The sequence below is a fragment of the Amycolatopsis eburnea genome (genome assembly GCF_003937945.1).
Lineage (GTDB): Bacteria > Actinomycetota > Actinomycetes > Mycobacteriales > Pseudonocardiaceae > Amycolatopsis > Amycolatopsis eburnea.
In genome coordinates this window covers 37,005-60,128 of record NZ_RSEC01000062.1, presented here as the reverse complement: position 1 = coordinate 60,128, position 23,124 = coordinate 37,005, and the positions used below count along the sequence as shown (strand labels likewise).

Genomic DNA, 23,124 nt, shown 5'->3' with positions numbered 1-23,124 from the left:
ATCATCCCACCGGTTCGCCGATCAGCGACCCACCGGAGCCCTGAAGCTGGGCGCGCAGCTCCGGGGTGAGGATCTGACCGACCCGGTCGACGAGCATCGTCATCTCGTAGGCGACCTGCCCGATGTCGCAGTTGGGGGCGGCGAGGACGGCGAGGCAGGACCCGTCGCTGATCGACATCAGCACCATGATCCCGAGTTCCATCTCGACGACGGTCTCGTTGACCGCGCCGGCCTCGAAGCAGCGGGCGGCGCCCTGGGTGAGGCTGACCAGGCCCGATGCGACCGCGGCGAGCTGGTCGGCCCGGTCGAGCGGGAGCCGGTTCGACGCGGTCAGCAGCAAGCCGTCCGCCGAGACGACCACGGCGTGGGCCACCCCCGGCACCCGCTCCGCGAAGTCGTTCACCAGCCAGCCGAACTGGTTCTGCGTCGGCTGGGCGCTACTCGGCGAGTTCATTCACCCTCCAGTGTCTCGTGGTTGGTCTCGGCCGCCTGTGCGGTGCGGTGGCGTCCACGCTCGATGCCCTGCTGGAAGCTCCGCAGGCGGCCGCGCACGTCGTGCGCGTCCCGTTGTGGTCGGGGGGCCGTGGCCCCGGTGGGCGGTCCGGCGCTGCCCGGAAGCAGCTGCTCCCCGCGACGGCGCCGGGGCAATCCTGCCGAAGTGAACGTGGCGGGTGTCGACTGGGACACCGCTTGCACCGCCCGCCAGCCGTCATCGGTCCCGAAGTTCCACTCGGCGGTGGCTTCGACGGCGGAGGTTTCCTCGCGCGGAGCTGGGGTTTCGGCTTTGGTGCCGCGGCGGGGCAGCGACGTCGGCGGGGTGCTCGGACGGCCGTTGGCGGGGGCCTCGTCGAAGATCGACGCGGGCTCCTGGGAGGGGCGGCCGTTGGGGCGGGACAGGCCGGTGGACTGGGAGGGCTGCGGGAGTCCGTTCGGCTGGGCACCGGGTTGGCCTGGCTGGGCGAGACCGTTCGGCTGGGAGCCGGGCTGGCTCGGCTGGGAGCCGGGCTGGCTCGGCTGGGGGCCGGGCTGGCTCGGCTGCGCGAGACCGTTCGGCTGCGCGGCGTTCTGGCTCGGCTGGGCGAGACCGTTCGGCTGCGCGCCCGGCTGGGCGTGACCGCTCGGCTGAGCACCGGGCTGCCCCGGCTGGGCCAGACCGTTCGCCTGCGCGCCCGGCTGGGCGTGACCGTTCGAAGTCGCCGGGGGCTGGCGGCGGGGCTGCGGCAGGAGGTTCTGCTGCGGCTCGGCCGGCTGCTGAACGGCGCCGGCAGGAGGCTGGCCGGTCGGCTCCGGCTGGGAACCCGTCGCCTGCGCGGCCGGGGTCGGCTGGGGTGCCGGGTGGGTCGCGCTCGGCTGGGGTACGGCTGAAGCGCCCGCGGCCGGAGTGCCCGCCGCCGGAGTGCCGAGTGCCGGAGCGCCAGGCGCGAAGGCGCCGGACGCCGGGGCTCCAGGTGCCGGGGCACCGGCCTGGGATGCCGGGGTGCCCGCTGCCTGGCCGGCCGCACCCTGCTGCTGGGCCGCACCCGGCTGCGAGGCCGCACCAGGTTGCTGGACCACACCCGGCTGCGAGGCCGAGCCCGACTGCTGGACCACACCAGGCTGCTGGACCACACCCGGCTGCGAGGCCGAACCCGACTGCTGGACCACACCAGGCTGCTGGACCACACCCGGCTGCGAGGCCGAGCCCGGCTGCGCCGCGCCAGTTGCCGGAACGCCCGGCGCCTGCTGGGGCTTGGCCTGGCGGGCCTGCTGTCGCCCCCTGGTCACGCCCTGCTGGAAGCTGCTCAGCCTGCCCCGCACGTCCGCCGGGTCGCGGACCGGGAGTTCCGGGCGGGATGGGGCCGGGGTGGGGGCCGCCGGAGGCGGGACCGCGCTGCCCGGCATCAGCTGCTCGCCGCGGCGGCGGCGCGGGAGGCCCGCTTCCGTGAAGGCCGTCGGGGCCGCCTGGGAACGGGCCTGGACCGTGCGGAAGTTCTCGTCGCTGGCGAAGTCCCAGCTGCGGCGCTCCTGCGGCTCGGGTTCCGCCTGCTCGGGCTCGGCCGGTTCCTCCGAAGCCGAGGGAGCCGCGGGGGCGGGCGCGGCCGGCTTGTCCTCGCGGAACCAGGCCGACAGCATCTCGTCGAAGATCGGCGTCGTCTCGGACCGGTCCGGTGCCGGCTCGGGAGCCGGCGGGGCGGGCGGCGTCGCGGTGGCCTGCTGCCACCAGTCGGTCAGCGTCGTTTCGTTGGCGGAGAACAGGTCCTTGCCCGCCGGCAGCTCGTCCGGTTTCGGCTGCTGCACCGGCACCGGCAGCACCGCGGGGAGCGTCGGGCGCGGCGGCGGTGGGGTGTCGTCGTCCTTCGGGATGGGCGCGAACAACGCCGTCCCCGAAATCTCCAGGTCGGACGGGGGGCGGGCCTCGGACAGGCCGGCGAGGTCGCTCGCGGACGGCCAGCGCTCCTCCCCCATCGCCGGCTGCTGCGGGACGACCGGGCGCGGGCGGGAGGTGCCGTTGACCTGGCGGCGCGGCAGCTGGTTGCCCGCCGCGGGGCTGGCCGGGTGCTGCTGGAGGGCGCCGATCGGGCCGGTCAGCGGGCCGTCGGTCACCGGCATCACCAGGTCGGCCGGGACGACGACCGTGGCGCGGACGCCGACGATGTCCTTGCCGCCGTGCAGCGACACGCCGATGCGGTGCCTGCTGGCCAGGCGGCCGACGACGAACAGGCCCATCCGGCGCGAGGTGGCCAGGTCGACCGAGCCCGCCTCGGTCAGCCGGGTGTTCGCCTCGGCGACCTCGGCCTCGTTCATGCCGATGCCCTTGTCGAGGATGTCGATGTTGAGCGAGCCGTCCTCGCCCAGCCGCGACGCCACCGTCACCGACGTCTCCGGTGCGGAGAACGCCGTGGCGTTGTCGAGCAGCTCGGCGACCAGGCGCATCAGGTCGCTCGCCGCGTAGCCGACGATCCGCGCCGGGGGCGGCGGCTGGACCTGGACCCGCTGGTACTGCTCGATCTCCGACACCGCCGCGCGGAGCATGTCGGTGGTGCCGACCGGCTTCCCCGACCGGCGGCCCGGCTCGGCGCCCGAGAGCACCATGAGGTTCTCGTTGTTGCGCCGCATCCGGGTGGCGAGGTGGTCGAGCTGGAACAGCGTCGCCAGCTGGTCGGCGTCCTCCTCGTCCCGCTCGAGCTGCTCGATCAGCTGCAGCTGCCGCTGGACCAGGCTCTGGCTGCGCCGCGAGAGGTTGACGAAGACGCTGCCGTAGCCGGTGCGCATCGCGGCCTGCTCGGTCGCCAGCCGCAGCGCCTGGTGGTGCACCTTGTCGAACGCGCGCGCCACCTCGCCGACCTCGTCGTCGGTCTGCACCGGCACCGGGCGGACGTCGGTGCCCTGCGCGCGGCCCTCCTGGATGTTGCGGACCGCCTCCGGCAGCGCGGTCTCGGCGACGTCGAGGGCGCTGCGGCGCAGCACCTTCAGCGAGCGCAGCAGCTGCCGGGTGATGAGGAAGACGACCGCGACGGCGAGCACCATCGCGGCGAACAGCAGCACGGCGAGCAGGCCGGCGCCGCTGCTGGAGTCGTCGACCAGTTCCTGCGACGTCGCCGACGCCGACGCGCCGAGCCGGTCGGCGACCTGCCCGATCTGCGCGCGCATCGCGGCGGACGCGGCGTTCCAGTCCTGGACCGGCAGCGTGCGGAAGGCGTCGTCGACCGCGCCGCTCGGCGCGTTCAGCACCGACTCGACCATCCGCGCGCGGCTCTGCGCCTGCGAGCCTTCGGCGATGGCCGCGAAGTCGCGCTGCAGCGAGTCGCCCGCCGCGGACCGGAAGTCGACCAGCCGGTCGGCGAGCCGCAGCTCGGCGGCGCGGAGGGTGGCGAGCTCGCTCGGCGACAGCCCGGCGCGGGCGATGCCGAAGGCCACCAGTGCCTGGCTGACCGACACCTGCTCGCCCGCGACGAGCAGCTCGTGCAGCCCGGCCGGGGTACCGCCGAGCGTGCCGTCGCCGGCACCCGCGGTGGCCGCGGTGTCGAGGGCGATCAGCGGCTTGGCGAGGTCGGAGAACGCGGTGATGGCCTGGCCCGGGTCGAGCTGGCCGCCGTCGACCTGGCGGCGCAGGAACCCGAGGTTGCCCAGCTGCGAGGTGGCGGCGCCCGCGGCGCCGGCCACACCGGGCTCGATCGCGGCCGCGCGGGCCTGCGCCGCGGTGAACGGCTCGACCGCCGCGTCCGTGGCCTGGCGGGCCTTCGCCAGCTCGGGGGTGCCGCCGACGGTGCCCTCGGTCAGCATCGCCGCGGTGACCGTGCGCTCCTGCTGCAGGGCGCCGGTGAGCGCGCGCACCTGGCCGCCGAGCGCGACGAGCCGGTCGAGCCGCTGGTACTCGTCCGAGCGGCCGACCTGCGCCGCGATCGTCGTGATGCCGAGCACCAGCGCGAGGACGATGGGCACGACGGTGACGGCCGAGAGCTTGACGGGGAGGCTCCAGTCGCGCCAGTGCGCGAGCGCGTGCCAGGCCGCCTTCCCCTTCGACCGCCGGGGTGCTCGGCCGAGCAGCTCCCCCACGGGCACCTGACCTTCTCCTGCAACGGTCACGTGTGTGACTCCCTGTCCGGCGTCATGGATCCGCGTCGGCGGCGCGGCGTGCCGGCTCGCGGCGGGCGCCCGGACGGCCGCGCCGCCCGCACCCTGCCACTTCGCCGTCGCCCTCGCTCGCCCCCGGCAGCCCGGCCGTCCGCGCGCCCGTCTCCGGGCAGGCACCGCCCCGACGTCCCGTGCAAGGGACTGTGCACGTGCACGGCGCAAGTTGCGTTCTGCACGGTGGTCGAGATCAACTTTATCGATGCCAATCGATCGCTGCGGTCAGCTGGGCCAAAGAATCGTACCCCCGATGCCGGGCCGGTCAATTTTGTCGTCCACTCGGGCGCTGACCTGCGAAAAGCGGATTTCCGGCCGAGAACCGCGCCGGCCCCGCTCCCGAAGGGGGAATTCCGGTTACCGGGCAGCCCTCACCCAGGCATCCGGTCGTCACCCGATTAGCCCAAGCAGGGCAGCAGCATACCTCGGACGATCTACACTCAGTACCCCCAACGGGTGGGTCAAGTCTCAAGATGTGCCCGATCTTGTGGCGTTGCGCGCGACCGTCCCCCGACCTGGTGATTTCTTTCGAGAACCCGCGCCGACCAGTGGATCTTCGCCGCCACGCCGCCCGCGGTGGACCCTCTTCGGCGCTACGAAACCGTACTGCGACTACCCCGGGTGACGGCCGGTCACCCGCGTCCGGCAGGATTACTTCGTTCGCCGCAGCGTAGGCCGAACGCGACAACGTCGCGTCACAATTTTTCTCATCATTACGGGTGATCTGCCCGTGATCTTGTCACCAAAAGCGTATTCGACACTTTCGACGAGAAAGCGAATACGAGGGCTTCCGGGGCCCCGAACCGCCCGGCCGCCTTCGGACTCCGCCGGACGGCGTAGTTACGATGTTCGCCTCGCAGACCGCAAGGGCGGCCGGCGCCCGCCGCGGGCACCGGGTCCCGCCGCCACGCCAGGCTCTCTGCCGGAGGCACCCATGTACGACGTCGCGCGACCAGCGACGGGCAACGCCCTCGAGGAGACCGGCCGGATGCCGGCCCTCTTCACCGGGGAGCGCCCGTCCGGCGCCCCGCAGCGGCGGACCGCCGCCCCCACCGGCCCCGACTACGCCGGGATCCAGGCCAGTCCCGAGTTCGCCGCGCTGCGCCGCCGGTTCCGCGGGTTCGTCTTCCCGATGAGCTTCGCCTTCTTCGCCTGGTACATGACGTACGTGCTGCTGGCGGCCTACGCGCACGACTTCATGAGCCGGAAGGTGTTCGGCCAGGTCAACGTCGGCATCGTGCTCGGCATCGGCCAGTTCGCCAGCACCGCGCTGGTCACCTGGCTCTACCTCCGCTACGCGCGCCGCCAGGTCGACCCGCGCGTGGCCGAACTGCGCGCCACCGCGGGCGCGCCGGAAGGGACGCGCCGGTGACCGCCCTCGCCGCGGGGGCACCCGCCAGCAACCCGCTCGTCAACACGGTCGTGTTCGCCCTCTTCGTGGCGATCACGCTGTACGTCGTCTACCGGGCCAGCACCCGGAACTCCTCGACGTCGGACTACTACGCCGCGGGCAGCGCCTTCACCGGCCGCCAGAACGGCATCGCGCTGTCCGGCGACTTCCTGTCGGCGGCGTCCTTCCTCGGGATCGCCGGCGCCATCGCGATCCACGGCTACGACGGCTTCCTCTACTCCATCGGCTTCCTGGTCGCCTGGCTGGTCGACCTGCTGCTGATCGCCGAGCTGCTGCGCAACACCGGCCGCTTCACGATGGGCGACGTGCTCAGCTTCCGGATGCAGCAGCGCCCGGTCCGCGCCGCGGCGGCGACGTCGACGCTGGTCATCTCCTTCTTCTACATGCTCGCGCAGATGGCGGGCGCCGGCGGCCTGGTGGCGCTGCTGCTCAACGTGCACTCCAAGCTCGGCCAGGCGCTGGTGATCGGCGTCGTCGGCGTGGTCATGGTGCTGTACGTGCTGGTCGGCGGGATGAAGGGCACCACGTGGGTGCAGATCATCAAGGCGACGATCCTGCTGCTGTGCGGCGCGCTGCTCACGGTGTTCCTGTTCGGCAAGTTCGGCTTCTCGTTCTCGAACCTGCTCTCCGCGGCGGCCGAGAACAGCCCGCTCGGCGACAAGCTCCTCGAGCCGGGCGGCTCGTACGGCAAGAACGGCACCACCAAGCTGGACTTCGTGTCGCTGGCACTGGCGCTGGTCCTCGGCGCGGCGGCGCTGCCGCACGTGCTGATGCGCTTCTACACCGTGCCGAACTCCCGCGAAGCGCGGCGAAGCGTCGTCTGGGCGACGGCGTGCATGTTCCTCTTCTACCTGTGCACGCTGGTGATCGGATTCGGCGCGGCCGCGCTGGTCGGCGCGGACGAGATCAAGGCCGCGCCCGGCGGCGAGAACTCGGCGGCGCCGCTGCTGGCCCTGCACGTCGGCGGCACGCTGCTGCTGGGCATCATCGCCGCGGTGGCGTTCGCGACGATCCTCGCGGTCGTGGCCGGCCTGACGATCACCGCGTCGGCCTCCTTCGCCCACGACGTCTACGCGAACATCTTCAAGCGGGGCAAGGCGGAGCCGGCCGACGAGGTCCGGGTGGCGCGGCTGACCGCGATCGTCGTCGGGGCGATGGCCATCATCGGCGGCGTCCTGGCGAACGGGCAGAACATCGCGTTCCTGGTGGCACTGGCGTTCGCCGTGGCGGCGTCGGCGAACCTCTCGACGCTGCTCTACTCCTTGTTCTGGAAGCGGTTCAACACGACCGGCACGCTGTGGGGCATCTACGGCGGCCTGATCGCGTGCCTGCTGCTCGTGCTCTTCTCACCGGTCGTGTCCGGCTCGCCGGACTCGATCTTCAAGAGCATCGACTTCGCCTGGTTCCCGCTGAAGAACCCGGGCCTGGTCTCGATCCCGTTCTCGTTCCTGTGCGGGTTCGTCGGCACGCTGGTCGGCAAGCCGAAGGCGGACGAAGCCAAGCAGGCCGAGATGGAGGTCCGGTCCCTCACCGGGATCGGCAGCTGACCCCCGCCTGGACGGCCCGCGTCACGCGCGCAGGCCGTCCAGGATCACGGCCAGCACCCGCCTGCCGTCCTCCGGACTGCAGTTGCGCACGGCCATCCCCGCGCCGTGCCCCAGCCGGAGCACGTCGACGCCCTCGATGTCCGGGCGGACCAGCCCCGCGTCCCGGGCCGCGTCGACCAGCACGCCGGTCGCCTCGCGCAGCCGCTTCTGGCAGTACTGGAACGTCTCCGAGCCGGAGTCGATCGACTCCTTGAGGAACGCCGCCAGCTTGTGCCGCTCGACCACCCAGGTGACCTGCGCGGTCAGCCACGCCTCCAGCGCCTCCCACGGCGGCAGCTCGTCGTGCAGCGCGAACGCGCGGTCGGCCAGCACCTCGATCTCGTCGCGGTAGACGGCTTCGAACAGCTTCTCCCGGGTCGGGAAGTGCCGGTAGAGCGTCCCGGCCCCGACTCCCGCCTTCTTGGCGACGTCGTCCAGCGGCACGTCGGGCCCCTGCGCGGTGAAGAGGTCCTTCGCCGTCGCGACGATGCGCTCGTAGTTGCGCCGCGCGTCCGCCCGCATCGGACGCGCCGTGTCCCCGCCCGGCATCCCGGCCTCCTCACCACATAACCGGAGAGATTCTCCGAATTCACTTGCGCATCCGGAGACGCTCTCCATATTATCGCGTCGTGTCCAAGTGGAGAAGCTCTCCACTTACCTTCGTGCTCCTTGGGGGAGTATCCCTTGTCGCAGCAAACGCTCCACCCCGCGCCCGTGGCGGCCACGCCACGCCGCAGCGGGTTCGTCCTGGCGATCATCCTGACCTGCCAGCTCATGCTCATCCTCGACGCGACCGTGATGAACGTCGCGCTCCCGCGCATCCAGGCCGACCTGGGGTTCTCCCCCACCGGCCTGTCCTGGGTGATGACCGCCTACAGCCTCGTCTTCGGCGGGCTCCTGCTGCTCGGCGGCCGGGCGGGCGACCTGTTCGGCAGGCGCCGGATGTTCGTCGCGGGCACCGCCCTGTTCACCCTCGCCTCGCTGGCCGGCGGCCTCGCCGACTCGGCCGCGCTGCTCATCGCCGCCCGCGTCCTGCAGGGCGTCGGTGCCGCGATGGCGGGCCCGAGCACCCTGGCACTGGTCACCACGACGTTCACCGAGGCCAAGGCCCGCGTCCGGGCGCTCGCGCTGTTCTCCGCGATGTCCAGCGGCGGCTTCGCGATCGGCCTGATCGTCGGCGGCCTGCTCACCGAGTGGATCTCGTGGCGCGCCGCGCTGTTCATCAACGTGCCGTTCGGGCTGGCGATCGTGCTGCTCGCCCCGCGGTTCGTCCCCGAGCCGCCGCGCCGGCGGGCGCACCTCGACCTGCCCGGCGCGATCACCGGCACCTTCGGCGTCGGCGCGCTCGTGTTCGCCTTCACCCACGCCGCGTCCGACGGCTGGGCGAGCCCGGTGACCCTCGGGTCGCTCGCCGGCGGCCTGGCGCTGCTGACGGCGTTCGTCGTGATCGAAGCCCGGACCGCGTTGCCGCTGGTCCCGCTGCGCCTGTTCGCCGACCGCAACCGCAGCGCGGCCTACGTCAACTTCTTCCTCGGCCCGATGGCGATGATGTCGATGTTCTTCTTCCTCACCCAGTTCATGCAGGACATCCGGCACTACGCGGTGCTGGCCACCGGGTTCGCCTTCCTGCCGATGGCGGCGCTGATCTTCACCATGAGCCGGCTCGTGCCGCGGCTGCTCCCCCGCTACGGGCCGAAGCCGCTGGCGCTCACGGGCTCGCTGCTGATGGTCGCGGGAGTGGCTTGGCTCGCCACGCTCACCACGAGCAGCGCGTACTTCCCGGCGCTGCTGGGTCCGCTGCTGCTCATGGGACTCGGCGGCGGGCTGGCGTTCGCGCCGCTCAACGTGATCGTGATGGCCACGGTGCCCACCGAGGACGCGGGCGCCGCGGGCGGCGTGCTGCAGACAATGCAGCAGGTCGGCAGCACGCTGGGGCTGGCCGTGCTGATCACGGTGTTCGGCTCGGTGACCCGCACCACGACGTCGACGGGCGCCCAGCTCACGGTCGACGGGATGACCGCCGCGTTCGGGACGGCCGCGGTGTTCGCGGCCGGTTCGTTCCTGGTGGCGCTGACGTTCCGCCGGGTTACAGCTTCTGCCCGGCCTTGACCTTGTGCGTCACCCGGCGCTCGACGAGGAACGAGACGAACGGGACGCAGCCGGCCAGCAGCACGAGCACGGTGCCCTTGATCGACCAGCGGGCCTTGATCGCCAGGTCGATGGTCAGCACCAGGTAGATCATGTAGAGGACGCCGTGGATCGGCGAGTACACCGCGGACGGCGTCGGGTTGTCGAAGCCGTAGCGCAGCACCATCACGAAGCACAGGCCGAGCAGCCCGACGCCGGTGACGTAGGCGGCGGTCCGGAAGCGGAGCAGGGGGCCGGCGAGCGGCACCGCGGTCCGGGCGCCTTCGGTGCTGGTGGTCATCGGGTCGTCCTCACTCTGCGGCCTGCTGGTCGCGGGCGTTCAGCTCGCGCAGGTAACGGTTGTACGCGGCCAGCTCCTCGTCCTCGTCCGAGCGTGGTACGTCGGGACGGGGACGGGGGGCGGGCACCTCGGCGACGGGCTTTTCGGCGGGCTTCTCGTCCGCGGTGCCGTCGGCTTCGGCCTTCAGGCGGAGCTTGCGGATCCGCCAGAACATGAAGGCCGGGAAGAGCCCGAACAGCGGCCACTGCAGGACGTAGCCGAGGTTCTGGAAGGTGCCGTTCGCCGAGGTGAAGCGGTCCCACTGCCACCAGGCGAGCCCGCAGCAGACGAGCAGGCTCACCAGGCACGTCGCGGCGATCGCGATCCGGCGGCCCCAGGGGGACGCGGCAGGCGGCTGGGGATCTGGCACGGCATCGACGCTAGCACTGGGCGGCTGAGCGGCGACGGCCGACCGCGTACCGGGTGGCGCCGCTCTCAGCCCAGGTCGGCCGCGCTTTACCGCCCGTTGGCCCTGACGGACTTGACCTTCGCGCACCCGGGGGACGTCATGAACGACTCTTTCCTGGCGCCGGACGACAGGGTCCCGGCAAAGTCCCGGCGGCTCGCTCGACGGCAGAGTCGCCTGGCCGCGTGGTCTGCCCGGCGTCGCGGCGATGTCATGAAAGGGTCGTTCATGTCGTCTGACGAGGTGAACGACCCTTTCATGGCGTTTCGGGCCGCCGGGTCAGCCCTGCTTTCGGACCGACTGGGCGGCCTTCGCGTAGCCGTCCGCCAACCCGAACACCTTCTGCGCGTACTCCGTCGAGTTGTTGTACGACAGGATCCCGGCCCACCAGCCGCCCGGGCTCGCCATGTCGCGGCCGCCCGCGCACAGGTAGCGGGCCGCCGCCAGGGCCGCGTCGTCGATCTGCTGGGGGTCGCCGAGGCCGTCGCCGTTGCCGTCCGAGGCCCACTTTCGCCAGGTGCTCGGGATGAACTGCATCGGGCCGACCGCGCGGTCGACGCCCGCGTCGCCGTCGTAGCGGCCGCCGTCGGTGTCGCCGATGGCCTGGACGCCGGCCGAGCCGTCGAGGGGGACGCCGATGATCGGCTTGGACGGGCGGCCGTCGGCGCCCAGGACCGCGCCCGCGTACTGGCCGTGGTTCGACTCGATGCGGCCGATGCCGGCGAGCGTCGCCCACGAGATCTTGCACTTCGGCTGGTCCGCGCGCATCGCCAGCTCGGCGTTGCCGTAGGCCTGCAGGGCCCGGGCGGGGACGTTCGTGACCGCCGCGACCTGGCTCGCCCACTGCGACAGCGTCGCCGGGCCGGTGCTGCGGGCCTGCTGGGGAGACGTCTGCTGCTCGGCACCGCCCGCCACGGCGCCGCCGGCCGGGGCGACCGACCCCGGGCGGACGTCGGCGGCCTTGACCTGCAGAGCGGGGATTTCGGTGGTGAGCGGGCTCGCCTCGGGCGTCGCCGCGCGGGTGACGAGCCAGATGCCGCCGCCGGCCACGGCCAGCACGGCGAGGACCACGATCAGCCGGGTGAGCACCGCGACGCTCCCGGAGCGCGGCGCCGGTGCCGGTGCGGCGGGGGCGGCTGCTTCGACGCTCGCGTCGATCGGGTCGTCCTCGTTCTTTCCGGTCCTGGTGCGCACGTAACTCCGGTTCTCCAGCGTGGTGTCGACGAAGTGTCAACGAGCCCGCGCAGGTTAGCGTTACGCGGGTCGCCGAAATCCTCTCACCACGCCGGTTCACCCGGCCGCGTGAAACGCGTCAGGCGGACTTCTGCTGCCGCGCGAGGCGCGCGACGCACCAGGCCGGGGCGCTGCCGCGGCGGAGGTGCTGCAGGACGGTCATCGGCCCGAGCCGGCGGCTCAGGTCGGACGGCGCGAGCCCGGCCGCCCGGTAGTCGAGGGCCCGCTGGTCGAGCGGGCTGATGCCGGCGTTCCACCACTCCTCGGCCTCGGCGACGCCGCCGACCATCTGCCACCAGCCCGCGGCGGCGGTGAGGAGCTCTTCGGGCACGTCCGGCAGGCGGCTGCGCATCGCGGCCAGGTAGCCGGGGTCGGCCGACTCGACGGGGACGAACCGCGACTGCCCGGTCCGGGCCCGCTGGCCGGGGATGCCCGGGGCCTGCGGCGGCGCGTCGGCCAGCCACGCGTTCGCGATGCGGTCGACCTCCTGCTCTTCGGGGGTCTGCTCGCGCTCGGCGGCCCATTGCCGGATCAGCGCGTCCACTCCGGGATCTCCGGTCATCCCTGCCTCCTTGTAGGTCCCCGACGGACAGGCCCTGACGCCTGTCCCACGCGGTGGTGCCGCACGCACCAACCTGCACCTTGCTGAGTGGAAACTGCCTGCGTACCGGGGTTCTCCGGGGGGAGGGCGAACCACCCGATCACGCAATGTGAGCACCGTAGGGCCGGGGTGGTCCCCTTCGCCAGACCCCGGCTGCCACGAATTCGCCGACCTGCGCGTTTTCCGCCGCAATCCACCCGGATGGTCGAGTGCTGGGGTCCGAATTCCGGGATTGGTGACGCTGGGTGATTTACCGTCCGCTAACACGCAGGGTAGCCACCGGCGCCGCCCGATGCGGTGCCGGTGGGCGGTTCGCGAAGATCAGGAGAAGAGCGTCCGGAAGAACGTGACGATCGCTTCGGCGCCGTCCTTGAGCCAGCCGAGCACGCGGTGGACGAAGTCGGCGGACTGCGTCGGCTGGGTGATCAGGAAGAACAGGACGATCGCGACGACTCCGACGATCAGGACCTTCTTCATCCCACCCGACATGCGCTTCCTCCCGGCTCGCCGTCCCCGTCCCGGGAGTGGCCACCCCCTTACTCTAGGGAAGGCGTGCCCGGAAGACACGCCGGTCAACCGCGAGGAGCGCCGATGCCCCGGAACGTGCTGGTCGAGCAGGACGGTCCCGTCACCACGATCACCCTCGACCGCCCGGCCGCCCGCAACGCCGTCGACGGGCCCACCGCGGCCGAGCTGGCCGACGCCTTCCGCGCGTTCGACGCCGACCCGGACGCCGCCGTCGCGGTGCTGACCGGCGCCGGCGGCGCGTTCTGCGCGGGTGCCGACCTCAAGGCGATCGGCACCGAGCGGGTGAACCGGACTCACCCGGACGGGGACGGCCCGATGGGCCCCACCCGGATGGCGCTCGGCAAGCCGGTGATCGCGGCGGTGCACGGGCCGGCCGTCGCGGGCGGGCTGGAGCTGGCGCTGTGGTGCGACCTGCGGGTCGCGGACGCGACGGCGGTGTTCGGCGTGTACTGCCGCCGCTGGGGCGTCCCGCTGATCGACGGCGGGACGGTGCGCCTGCCGCGCCTGATCGGCCAGTCGCGGGCGATGGACCTGATCCTCACCGGACGGCCCGTGGACGCGGAGGAAGCGTTCTCGATCGGCTTGGCCAACCGCCTGGTCCCGGCGGGCGAAGCGGTTCCGGCGGCGCAGGAGCTGGCCCGGCAGCTCGCGGCGTTCCCGCAGGCGTGCCTGCGCGGCGACCGGCTGTCGGCGCTGGCGCAGTGGGGACAGTCCGAAGAGGACGCTCTCACGGCGGAGTTCCGGGCCGCGATGGGCGCCGGGGTGCTGGCGGCCGAAGCGGTCGAAGGCGCGGCCCGGTTCGCGGGCGGCGAAGGCCGCCACGGCAGCTTCGGCTGACCACGCTCCGCTGCCACGCATCACCTGAGAGGCTGGATCCCGCGTAGGGGTCCCGGTTCCGGTCAAGCGGCCGATAAGGTCGCCGGATGGACGACGACGTCTCCAGAGTCGAGCTCCGGCCCGTCGCCGAGGCCGACCTCGAGCTGCTCGACCGGCTGACGAACGACCCCGTCGCCGCGGGCGAACACCAGTGGTTCGGCTGGCACGACCCCGGCTACCTGCGCCGCCGGTGGCACGAAACCGGGATGCTCACCGCCGAGAGCGGCATGCTCGTGCCCGTGCTCGGCGGCCGCGTGCTCGGCCTCGTTTCGTGGCACCGCACCCGCACCGGGCCGACGTCGTACTGCTGGAACGTCGGCCTGGTGCTGGCGCCCGAAGCCCGCGGCCACGGCCACGGCACCGAGGCCCAGCGGCTGCTCGCCGAATACCTCTTCGCGCACACGCAGCTGAACCGCGTCGAAGCGACGACCGAGGTCGGCAACCGCGCCGAACAGCGCTCGCTCGAGAAAGCCGGCTTCACCCGCGAAGGCGTGCTTCGCGGCTACGGCTTCCGCGACGGCGAGTGGCGCGACCACGTCATCTACTCGGTCGTGCGCTCCGACCTGGCTCGGACCTAGGCGATCGCACCCGCCGCACGCAGCGCGTCGAGGTCCGTGACGCCCAGTTCCGCCAGCACGGCTTCGGTGTCGGATCCCTTGGCGCGCGGTGCTTCCGGGGTTTCCGGCGGCGTCCGGTCGAAGCGCGGCGCCGGGGCCGGCTGCACCATGCCGCCGATCTCGACGAACGTCCCGCGCGCCGCGTTGTGCGGGTGCGCCGCCGCCTCGCCCGGCGCCAGGACCGGCGTCAGGCACGCGTCGGTGCCCTCGGCACGCGCGACGAGTTCGTCGCGCGTGTGCTTGCCGATCGTCGTCGCGAGGATCTCGCGCAGCTTCGGCCACTGCGTCTTGTCGACGTGCAGCGGCAGCGACTCCTGGTCCAGTTCAAGGACCTTGACCAGGTCGCCCCAGAACCGCATCTCGATCGCGCCGACGGCGACGTACTTGCCGTCCGCGGTCTCGTAGGTGTCGTAGAAGGGCGCGCCGCCGTCGAGCATGTTGTCCCCGCGGCCGCCGCCCCACAGCCCGGCCGCGGCCATGCCGTGCAGGCTCGTGGTGAGCAGCGCGGCGCCGTCGACCATCGAGGCGTCGACGACCTGCCCCTTGCCGGAGGTGTTCCGTTCGTACAGCGCGGCCAGGATGCCCATCGCGAGCAGCAGGCCGCCGCCACCGAAGTCGCCGACGAGGTTGAGCGGCGGCACCGGTCGCTCCCCCGCGCGCCCGATGGGTTCGAGCGCGCCGGAGATGCCGATGTAGTTGATGTCGTGCCCGGCCGCCGGAGCGAGCGGCCCGTCCTGGCCCCAGCCGGTCATCCGGCCGTAGACCAGCCGCGGGTTGCGGGCGTGCACGGCTTCCGGGCCGAGCCCGATCCGCTCGGCGACGCCGGGGCGGAACGGCTCGATGAGGACGTCGGCGGTGTCGCACAGCTTCAGCACCAGTTCGACGCCCTCGGGGGTCTTGGTGTTGATGCCGACGGACCGGCGGCCGCGGGCGAGCGGGTCGGTCGCGATGCCGAGCACGTCCTCCCCCGGCTTCGCGCGGTCGACGCGCACGACGTCGGCGCCGAGGTCGGAGAGGATCATCGCGGCGAAGGGCCCGGGCGCGAGACCCGCGAGCTCCACCACCTTCAGGCCGCTGAGCGGACCTGCCTTCATGTCGGGTCCTTTCACAGCGAGCGGGAGATGATTTCCTTCATGATCTCGCTGGTGCCGCCGAAGATCCGGGAGATCCGGACGTCGGCCCACGCGCGCGCGATCGGGTACTCGGTCATGTAGCCGTAGCCGCCGAAGAGCTGCACGCAGTCGTCGATGACCTTGTTGACCCGCTCGGTGGTCCAGAGCTTCGCCATCGCCGCGCCCTGGACGTCCAGTTCACCGCGCAGGTGGCGTTCGATGCACTGGTCGAGGAACGCGCGCGAGACGGCGGCTTCGGTGGCGGCCTCGGCGAGGGTGAACTTCGTGTTCTGGAAGCCGAAGAGCGGCCGGCCGAACGCCGTGCGCTCCTTGGTGTACTCCAGGGTCAGGTCGACCGCGGCCTCCAGCCCGGCCACCGCGGTGACGGCGATGATCAGCCGTTCCTGCGGCAGCTGCAGCATCAGCTGGAAGAAGCCCTGGCCTTCGGCGTCGCCGAGGAGGTTGGCGGCGGGCACGCGGACGTCGTCGAAGAACAGCTCGGCGGTGTCCTGTCCCTTGAGCCCGACCTTGTCGAGGACGCGGCCGCGGCGGAAGCCCGGCGTGTCGGTCTCGACCACGATCAGCGAGACGCCCTGCGCGCCCGCGTCCGGGTCGGTCTTGACCGCGACGACGACGAGGTCGGCGTGGAAACCGTTGGTGATGAACGTCTTGGCGCCGTTGATGACGTAGTGGTCGCCGTCGCGCACCGCGCGGGTCTTGATGCCCTGCAGGTCCGAGCCGGTGCCGGGTTCGGTCATCGCGATCGCGCCGACCATCTCGCCGGTGGCCATCTTCGGCAGCCACTCGCGCTTCTTCTCTTCGGAAGCGTAGGCGCTCAGGTAGTGCGCGACGATTCCATTGTGGACGGTGACGCCCCACGCGCTGTCCCCGGCGCGGGCCTGCTCCTCGTAGAGGACGGCCTCGTGCGCGAAGGTGCCGCCACCCCCGCCGTACTCCTCGGGGATCGACAGGCAGAGCAGCCCGACCTCGCCCGCCTTGTTCCACAGCTCGCGGTCGACCTTCTTCTCGGCCGCCCAGCGCTCCTGGTGCGGCACGAGCTCCTTCTGCATGAACGACCGCGAGAGTTCGCGGAGGTCTTCGAGCTCGGTCGTGCTCCACGAGCTCTTCGGCAGTTGCAGCGGCACGGGGACACCCTCCTGCTGGAAAACATGACGATCAGCATGTAAGTTCTCTGCGGAATGTACATCCGTACCGGCCTGTAGGTAAAGCAGGGAGGCCGAAGTGACCTCGACGGCGCACCGGACCCAGGCGCAGCGGCGCGAGCAGACCCGCACGGCGCTGCTCGACGCCACCATCGACTGCCTGGTGGACCTCGGCTACGCGCGGACGTCGGTCCAGGAGATCTGCGCCCGGGCGGGCGTCTCGAAGGGCGCGGTGCAGCACCACTTCACGGCGAAGGCCGAGCTGATGGCCGCCGCGGTCGAGCACCTGACGACCAAGCTGCGCCGCCGGCTCGCGGCTTCGCTGGACGAGCTGCCCGGCGGCGGCACCGGGGTCGCCGCCGCGATCGACCTGCTGTGGACCGGCTACTCGGGCACGCTCTCGACCGCCGTCACCGAGCTGTGGGTCGCCGCCCGCACCGACCCCGAGCTGCGCGCGGCCATCCGGCCGGTCGACCGCGCGCTCGGCCGCGCCACGCTGGAGCACGTCACGCAGGTCGCCGGCGAGCTCCCGCCCGAGCGGGCCGAGATGCTGTTCTGGCTCACCGTCAACCTCACCCGCGGGCTCGCGCTGGACGCCGAGCTCGGTGGCGACCCGGACCGGCGGCGGCAGCTCCTCGAGGAGTGGAAGCGCATCGCCGTCCTGCTCTACCAGGACGCCGCCACTGCTCCGAGCTGACCAACCCCTTATCCGCGGCCGCCGAATCGTGGTCCAATCCCCCGGACAGAGGGGAGTCACCATGACCGCCGCTCCGCACCCGTATCCCTACGGCCCGCCGCCCGCGCGGCCGGCCGCCGATCCCGGCGGGTTCCGCCGGCTGCTCGCCGGGATGTTCGGCGCCGTCGCCGCGGCCCTCGTCGTGGCCGGGTCGTTCCTGCCGCAGACGTCGTTCGAGCAGGTCGTCGACGGCAAGAGCGAAAGCAGCCAGACGATCAGCGCCTGGACGCGGTCGTTCTCCGTCGAACCCGGCGAGGAAGCGAAGAAGTTCTACGAGAACACCCACGTCGCGCGCTACGGGATCCCGCTCACCGCCGGCGCGGTGGTGCTGCTGGCCGGGGCGGGCATGGCGTTCGCGGGACGGCGCCGCTCCGCGGGCCCGGGCGTCCGCGACGGCGCCCGGACGGCGCTGATCGCCGGCGGCGCGGGCGTGGCCGCGGCGGTGTGGATGCTGGGCATGGACGTCTCGGCGACGTTGAGCTACGAGTCCGGCGAGGGCTCGGTCCAGTCCCACTACGCGACCGGGACCGGTTTCTGGCTGCTGCTCGGCGGCGGCGCGGTGGCGGTGGTGGCACTGGTGTTCGCCGCACTGGCCGGGCGGCGGGCGGCGGCACCCGCGCCCGCACCGGCCGGGCCGGCCGGACCGCCGGGGCCGTACCAGCAGCAGTCGCGGCCCTACCCGGTGCCGCCGCAGCAGCAGTACGGGTACGGCGGCGCCCCGGCCTTCCCCGGTCCCTACGGCGGGCCGCCCTCGCAGCCGTTCCCCGCGCAGCCCGGGTACGGCACGCCGCCGTCCCAGCCCTTCCCCGCGCAGCCCGCGGGCGGTCCGGGCCGCGGCGGGCCGCCGTCGCAGCCGTTCCCGGCCCAGCCCGCCGCCGACGAGGAGGCGCCCGGCACGCTGTCGGCGCGGCTCGACGACCCCTACGGCGGGGCGACCCAGGCCCACCCGCCGCCGAAGCAGGAGCCGACCGAGCCGACCTACCAGCTCCCGCCGCTGAACCCGCCCAATACGTGAAAGATATTCACATCAGACTGGACATCTGACGTACCGACGGTATGGTGTACTCGTCGGTAACCCCTGCGCGGCGTCGCGCGGACTCCGGACGCCGCGGAACGGAGACGTCATGACCAGCACGACCCCCGCGAACACGGTCGAAGACACCCCTTTGCCGCCGACCGTCGGCGGCGTCGCCGGGGCGCCCGGCTCGGCGCGGGCGGCCCAGCTCGTCGCCCGCGTGGCCGGCGGGGCGGACTCGGCGCCGATCCGGATGACCGCGCCCTTCACCGGGCAGCCGATCGCGACGCTGCCCCAGGCCACCGACGCCGACGTCCGCTCGGTGTTCGCGAGCGCGCGCACGGCCCAGCGGGCGTGGGCCGACCGCTCCCCCGCCGAGCGCGCCCGCGTGCTCACCCGCCTGCACGACCTGGTGCTCGCCCGCCAGGACGAGGTGCTCGACCTGATCCAGGTCGAGGCGGGCAAGGCCCGGCTCGACGCCTTCGACGAGGTCAGCGCGACCGCGCTGGTGGCGGCCTACTACGGCAAGCACGCGGCCAAGATCCTCGCCCCGCGGCGCGTCGCGGGCGTCATCCCCGGCCTGACCCGCGCCGGCGAGATCCGCCACCCCAAGGGCGTGGTCGGGATCATCTCGCCCTGGAACTACCCGCTGGCGCTGACCGCGATGGACGTCCTGCCGGCGCTGGCCGCGGGCAACGCCGTCGTGCAGAAGCCGGACAACCAGACCGCGCTTTCCGCGCTGTGGCTGCACGAGCTCGCCGAGGAAGCCGGGCTGCCCGCCGGGACCTGGCAGATCGTGCTCGGCCGCGGCTCGAAGATCGGCACCGCGCTGGTCGAGGAGTCCGACTACCTGTGCTTCACCGGCTCCACCCCGACCGGCAAGGAACTGGCCGGGCAGGTGGCGAAGCGGCTCACGTCGTACTCGCTGGAGCTCGGCGGCAAGAACCCGATGATCGTGCTGCCCGACGCCGACGTCGCCAAGGCCGCGACCGGCGCGGTGGCGGCCTGCTTCTCCTCGGCGGGCCAGCTGTGCGTGTCGGTCGAGCGGATCTACGTCCACGAGGACATCCGCGACGAGTTCACCCGCGCGTTCGTGGCGAAGACCGCGGCGCTCAAGCTCGGCGGCGCGCTCGACTACCACGCCCAGATGGGGTCGCTGACCTCGGAAGACCAGCTCGCGACGGTGTCGGCGCACGTCGAAGACGCCCGCGGGAAGGGCGCTTCGGTGCTCACCGGCGGCCGCGCCCGGCCCGACCTCGGCCCGCTGTTCTACGAGCCGACGGTGCTGTCCGGCGTCACCCCGGACATGCTGCCGTTCGCCGAGGAGACCTTCGGGCCGGTCGTCTCGATCTACGGCTACACCGACGTCACCGAGGCCATCGACCGGGCCAACGACACGCCGTTCGGGCTCAACGCCAGCGTCTGGTCGCGCAACGGCCGCGCGGGCTGGGAGGTCGGCGCGCGGCTCAAGGCGGGCACGGTCAACGTCAACGAGGGGTACGCGGCGACGTTCGGCAGCGTCGGGGTGCCGATGGGCGGCATGAAGGACTCCGGCGTCGGCCGCCGCAACGGCGCCGAAGGCCTGCTGAAGTACACCGAGTCCCAGTCGATCGCGGTGCAGCGCGGGCTGGCCCTGCGGCCGCCGCGCGCGGTGCCGGGTTCGCTGTGGTCGCGCGGGATGACGTTCGGCATCAGGGCCCTGCGCCGCCTCCCCCGCTGAGGCCGCTCACGCGTGTTCGGAGGCCGGGGCGGTCAGCAGGCCCCGGTCGTAGGCGATCGCCACGGCCTCCGCGCGCCGGCTCGCGCCCAGCTTCGCCATCACCCGGGACAGGTGCACGCTCACCGTCTTCTCGCTGATGTAGAGCTCCTCCCCCACCTGCCGGTTGGTGCGGCCCAGCGCGACACGCTCCAGGACGTCGCGCTCGCGGTCGGTCAGCGGGTCGGTGACCGTGCGGGCCGGCGCGGCCGGTTCGACCCCGGCCAGCTCGACGCGGGCGCGGTGCGCCAGGTCCCGGACCGCGTCGCGCAGCGGGATCGCGCCCAGCCGGACGGCGACCGCGTGGGCCGCTTCGAGCGCGTCAGCCGCATCGGCGTCGGAAGCGAGCAGCGCTTCGGCCTCGTGCCAGCGGCAGATCGCCTGCTCGTAGACGGCGCCGTAGCCGAACGCCTCCGCCGCGGCCGCCCACTTCGCCGCGTCGCCCCGGCCGGGCAGGCAGGACGCCGCCGCTTCGAGCCGGGCCAGCCAGGCCCGGCCCTCCGGCCCGAGCGTGCCCGAGCGCGGCTGCCCCACGACCGAGCACATGCGGCCGTGCGCCAGGATCCGCTCGCCCGCCGCCACCGCCGCGTCCGCCGCCGCCGAGTCACCGCGGACCCGGGCCGCGGCGGCCAGCGCGGCCGCCGCGGAGACGCCGAGCGCGGCCACCCGGATGCCGGCCAGCAGGCCGGGTTCGATCCGCTCCAGCCAGCCGATGAGGTCTTCGGTCCGGCGCACCGCCTCGGCGTGCTCGCCCCGCCAGTACGCCAGCTCGATCCCGGCGCCGCCCAGCGACAGGGGGATCTGCATGTCCGCCGTCCAGTGCTGCCGCTGCCCGGCGACGAGCTTCGCGGCTTCGTCGAACCGGCCGCGGGCGACGAGGAACATCGACCAGATGGCCAGGATCCGCGCGGCGACCGCGCTGGACACCCCGCGCCCGGCGCGCCCGGCGCTTTCGTCCGGCCAGTCGCCCATCAGGTAGCGCAGCTTCAGCTGCGCCGCCCGCAGCTCCAGTCCGTAGACGCTCCAGCTCAGCCCGGCTTCTTCGGCGCGGGCGACACCGCGGGCCGCGTGGGCCAGCGCTTCGGCGAACTCGCCCTGGTCGTCGTGGCTCAGCGCCAGGAAGTAGGTCGCACGGATCTCGGTGTTGAGCGCCCCGGCGTCCCGTGCCTTGCGTTCGGCCTGCCGCAGCCGCTCGCGGGCCTCGGCGGCGTCGCCCGCGGAGTCGGCCAGCGTGCCCAGGGTGACCAGCGCCGACGCCTCCGCGCCCGCCGCGCCGGCCGCCCGCGCGTCGGCGACCGCGGTCAGCGCGCTGTCCAGCGCTTCCTCGGGCTTGTCGAGGATCCGCAGGAAGCCGGCCCGGCTGGCCAGCACCCACGCCCGCGTCCCGCTCGGCTCGCCGTCCTTGACCAGGTCCCAGGCCCGGTCGATGGCCGCGGTGGCCTCGTCGAGCGTGCCCTCCAGCGCCAGCAGCGCCTCGGCCAGCCGCCGCCACGTCTTCGCCGCGCGGTCCACCGGGGTGTCCGGGGTCAGGGCCCGGGTGGCCGAGCGCGCGAAGGCCGCGGCCCGCTCGGGCTCGCCGGACGTGCCGGCGAAGTAGGACGCCTCGTGCAGCAGGCGCAGCTCGTCGTAGCCTTCGGGCCGGCCCGCGGCCGGGACGGCGTCCCAGATGGACAGTGCCTGTTCGACGTGCCGCAGCGCCGAACCGGGCGCGCCCAGCTTCTCGGCCTCGTCCATCGCGCGCAGCAACGCCGGCAGCGCGGTGACCAGGTCGCTGCTCTGCAGCGAGTGGTGGGCCAGCTTCGCGTCGTGCCCGCGGCCCTGCGGCCGGGCCTGGATCCGCGCGGCGTACGCGGCGTGCGTGCGCGACCGCTCCCCCGGCAGCAGGTCGCCGTACACCGCCTCCTGCAGCAGCGCGTGCCGGAACGTGTAGGAACCGTCGGAGAGCACGACGAGCACGTGGTGCTGGACGGCTTCGCGCAGCGCCTCGTCGAGCTCCAGCTCGCCCAGCCCGGAGACCTCGGCGAGCGCGGCGTGCATCACGGGCTCGTTGGCCACCGAGATCACGCGGACCACCCGGCGCGTGTCCGGCGAGAGCCGCTCGAGCCGGGACAGCAGCACCTCGGCCAGCCCGGCGGGCAGGTCGTTGCACTCGGTCTTGGTGGCGAGCAGCTCCTCGGCGAAGAACGGGTTGCCCTCGGACCGGCTGACGATGTCGGCCACGACGTCCGCCGGCAGCGGCTCGTCGGCCAGCGCCTCGACGAACTTGCGGGCGTCGGCGGCGCCGAAGGGGTGCAGGTCGACGCGCTCGACGGTGGCGAGGCGGACCAGTTCGGAGAGGAGGCCGCGCAGCGGGTGGCGCCGGTGGACGTCCTCCTCGCGGTAGCTGCCCACGACCAGCAGCCGCTGCGCGCGCAGCCGGCTCAGCAGGAAGGACAGCAGGTTGCGGGTCGACGCGTCGGCCCAGTGGAGATCCTCCAGCAGGATCACCACCGGGCGCGACTCCGCGATCTCGGTCAGCACCCCCAGTACCGCGTCGAACAACTGCAGCTGACCGAGATCCTGCTCGGGCCGGGGACGCACCATGGTCTCCCGGTCGTTCGAGGTCATCGGCGGGTGCTCGGCGGCCCGCGGTTCCTCGAACCCCTGCCCCTGGGGCAGCAGCCTGCCGAGCGCGGGCCGGGCCCGCACCGCGGCCGCGACCACCGCGTCCGTCGCCACGCCGAGGGGGGCGAGCGCCTCGGCGAACGGAAGATAAGGGAGACCGCCCTCGCGGACGTCGATGCAGCGGCCGGTGAGCACCAGCGCACCGCAGCCGTCGACGTGCTCGCCGAGCGCGGTCAGCAGCCGGGTCTTGCCGACCCCGGCGTCCCCCGAGAGCAGCACCGCGCCGGCTTCGCCACGTTCAGCCCTGGCGAAGGCGGCGCGGAGCCGCCGCATCTCGTGGGTACGGGCGACGAGCGGGATTCCGGAGCCGAGTCGGGGCACGAGGAGCATTCTGTCTCACCCCAC

The 23,124-nt window shown here is 73.1% G+C and carries 19 protein-coding genes; 8 read left to right on the top strand and 11 right to left on the bottom strand.

The features are described 5' to 3' along the window. Position 1: 1 nt before the first annotated feature. Both EIY87_RS42445 and EIY87_RS42440 read right to left on the bottom strand, forming a co-directional pair. A complete protein-coding gene (locus EIY87_RS42445; RefSeq protein WP_086861520.1) occupies positions 2–454 on the bottom strand; it encodes a roadblock/LC7 domain-containing protein in 453 nt (150 codons plus the stop codon). After that, a complete protein-coding gene (locus EIY87_RS42440) occupies positions 451–4,542 on the bottom strand; it encodes a sensor histidine kinase (protein ID WP_125315907.1) in 4,092 nt (1,363 codons plus the stop codon). The genes EIY87_RS42445 and EIY87_RS42440 overlap by 4 nt, the downstream gene beginning before the upstream one ends. Before the next feature lie 1,000 nt (positions 4,543–5,542). Here EIY87_RS42440 and EIY87_RS42435 point away from each other — a divergent pair. Together EIY87_RS42435 and EIY87_RS42430 are read left to right on the top strand one after the other, a co-directional pair. Next, positions 5,543–5,980, top strand: coding sequence for a DUF485 domain-containing protein (locus EIY87_RS42435; RefSeq protein ID WP_125315654.1), 438 nt, complete (start codon positions 5,543–5,545; stop codon positions 5,978–5,980). Then, positions 5,977–7,566, top strand: coding sequence for a solute symporter family protein (locus EIY87_RS42430; protein ID WP_125315653.1), 1,590 nt, complete (start codon positions 5,977–5,979; stop codon positions 7,564–7,566). Before EIY87_RS42435 ends, EIY87_RS42430 begins: the two co-directional genes overlap by 4 nt. A 21-nt stretch (positions 7,567–7,587) precedes the next feature. Here EIY87_RS42430 and EIY87_RS42425 read toward each other — a convergent pair whose 3' ends face one another. Next, positions 7,588–8,154 (bottom strand): TetR/AcrR family transcriptional regulator, encoded by a 567-nt coding sequence (locus tag EIY87_RS42425; RefSeq protein WP_125315652.1) that lies wholly within the window; start codon positions 8,152–8,154, stop codon positions 7,588–7,590. A 135-nt stretch (positions 8,155–8,289) separates the two neighbouring features. On the opposite strand from EIY87_RS42425, the gene EIY87_RS42420 reads away from it, so the two are divergent. After that, on the top strand, positions 8,290–9,714 hold the full coding sequence (locus tag EIY87_RS42420; RefSeq protein WP_125315651.1) for an MFS transporter: 1,425 nt from the start codon (positions 8,290–8,292) through the stop codon (positions 9,712–9,714). Here EIY87_RS42420 and EIY87_RS42415 read toward each other — a convergent pair. From EIY87_RS42415 to EIY87_RS48195, 5 genes are all read right to left on the bottom strand, one after another. Further along, complete coding sequence (locus EIY87_RS42415; RefSeq protein ID WP_125315650.1) at positions 9,692–10,033, bottom strand: DUF3817 domain-containing protein; 342 nt, start codon at positions 10,031–10,033, stop codon at positions 9,692–9,694. The two genes, EIY87_RS42420 and EIY87_RS42415, sit on opposite strands and share 23 nt — an antisense overlap. Before the next feature lie 10 nt (positions 10,034–10,043). Next, entirely contained in the window at positions 10,044–10,442 is a 399-nt protein-coding gene (locus EIY87_RS42410) for a hypothetical protein (protein ID WP_191984473.1), read from the bottom strand. 315 nt (positions 10,443–10,757) lie between these two features. Continuing rightward, positions 10,758–11,672: a lytic transglycosylase domain-containing protein gene (locus EIY87_RS42405; protein ID WP_125315649.1), complete on the bottom strand. Its 915-nt coding sequence runs from the start codon at positions 11,670–11,672 to the stop codon at positions 10,758–10,760. Positions 11,673–11,790: 118 nt separating this feature from the next. Continuing rightward, positions 11,791–12,273, bottom strand: a complete 483-nt coding sequence (locus tag EIY87_RS42400) for a helix-turn-helix transcriptional regulator (protein ID WP_125315648.1) — start codon at positions 12,271–12,273, stop codon at positions 11,791–11,793. Positions 12,274–12,633: 360 nt separating this feature from the next. After that, positions 12,634–12,801 (bottom strand): hypothetical protein, encoded by a 168-nt coding sequence (locus tag EIY87_RS48195; protein WP_166641399.1) that lies wholly within the window; start codon positions 12,799–12,801, stop codon positions 12,634–12,636. 102 nt (positions 12,802–12,903) lie between these two features. Here EIY87_RS48195 and EIY87_RS42395 point away from each other — a divergent pair, with 102 nt between their 5' ends. Together EIY87_RS42395 and EIY87_RS42390 are read left to right on the top strand one after the other, a co-directional pair. Continuing rightward, positions 12,904–13,677: a crotonase/enoyl-CoA hydratase family protein gene (locus tag EIY87_RS42395; RefSeq protein WP_125315647.1), complete on the top strand. Its 774-nt coding sequence runs from the start codon at positions 12,904–12,906 to the stop codon at positions 13,675–13,677. 86 nt (positions 13,678–13,763) lie between these two features. Continuing rightward, a complete protein-coding gene (locus tag EIY87_RS42390; protein WP_125315646.1) occupies positions 13,764–14,294 on the top strand; it encodes a GNAT family N-acetyltransferase in 531 nt (176 codons plus the stop codon). Here EIY87_RS42390 and EIY87_RS42385 read toward each other — a convergent pair. Together EIY87_RS42385 and EIY87_RS42380 are read right to left on the bottom strand one after the other, a co-directional pair. Then, a complete protein-coding gene (locus EIY87_RS42385; RefSeq protein WP_125315645.1) occupies positions 14,291–15,427 on the bottom strand; it encodes a CaiB/BaiF CoA transferase family protein in 1,137 nt (378 codons plus the stop codon). The two genes, EIY87_RS42390 and EIY87_RS42385, sit on opposite strands and share 4 nt — an antisense overlap. An 11-nt stretch (positions 15,428–15,438) precedes the next feature. Then, on the bottom strand, positions 15,439–16,590 hold the full coding sequence (locus EIY87_RS42380; RefSeq protein WP_125315644.1) for an acyl-CoA dehydrogenase family protein: 1,152 nt from the start codon (positions 16,588–16,590) through the stop codon (positions 15,439–15,441). Positions 16,591–16,687: 97 nt separating this feature from the next. Between EIY87_RS42380 and EIY87_RS42375 the strand changes: the two genes are divergently transcribed. From EIY87_RS42375 to EIY87_RS42365, 3 genes are all read left to right on the top strand, one after another. Next, on the top strand, positions 16,688–17,305 hold the full coding sequence (locus tag EIY87_RS42375; RefSeq protein WP_125315643.1) for a TetR/AcrR family transcriptional regulator: 618 nt from the start codon (positions 16,688–16,690) through the stop codon (positions 17,303–17,305). Between the two features lie 61 nt (positions 17,306–17,366). Next, on the top strand, positions 17,367–18,359 hold the full coding sequence (locus EIY87_RS42370; RefSeq protein ID WP_125315642.1) for a hypothetical protein: 993 nt from the start codon (positions 17,367–17,369) through the stop codon (positions 18,357–18,359). A gap of 109 nt (positions 18,360–18,468) precedes the next feature. Then, a complete protein-coding gene (locus EIY87_RS42365) occupies positions 18,469–20,079 on the top strand; it encodes a succinic semialdehyde dehydrogenase (RefSeq protein WP_125315641.1) in 1,611 nt (536 codons plus the stop codon). A gap of 6 nt (positions 20,080–20,085) precedes the next feature. On the opposite strand, the gene EIY87_RS42360 is transcribed toward EIY87_RS42365, so the two are convergent. Then, the gene (locus tag EIY87_RS42360; RefSeq protein WP_125315640.1) at positions 20,086–23,109 is read right to left on the bottom strand and encodes a helix-turn-helix transcriptional regulator; all 3,024 of its coding nucleotides are present in this window, start codon (positions 23,107–23,109) and stop codon (positions 20,086–20,088) included. Between the last annotated feature and the right edge of the window lie 15 nt (positions 23,110–23,124).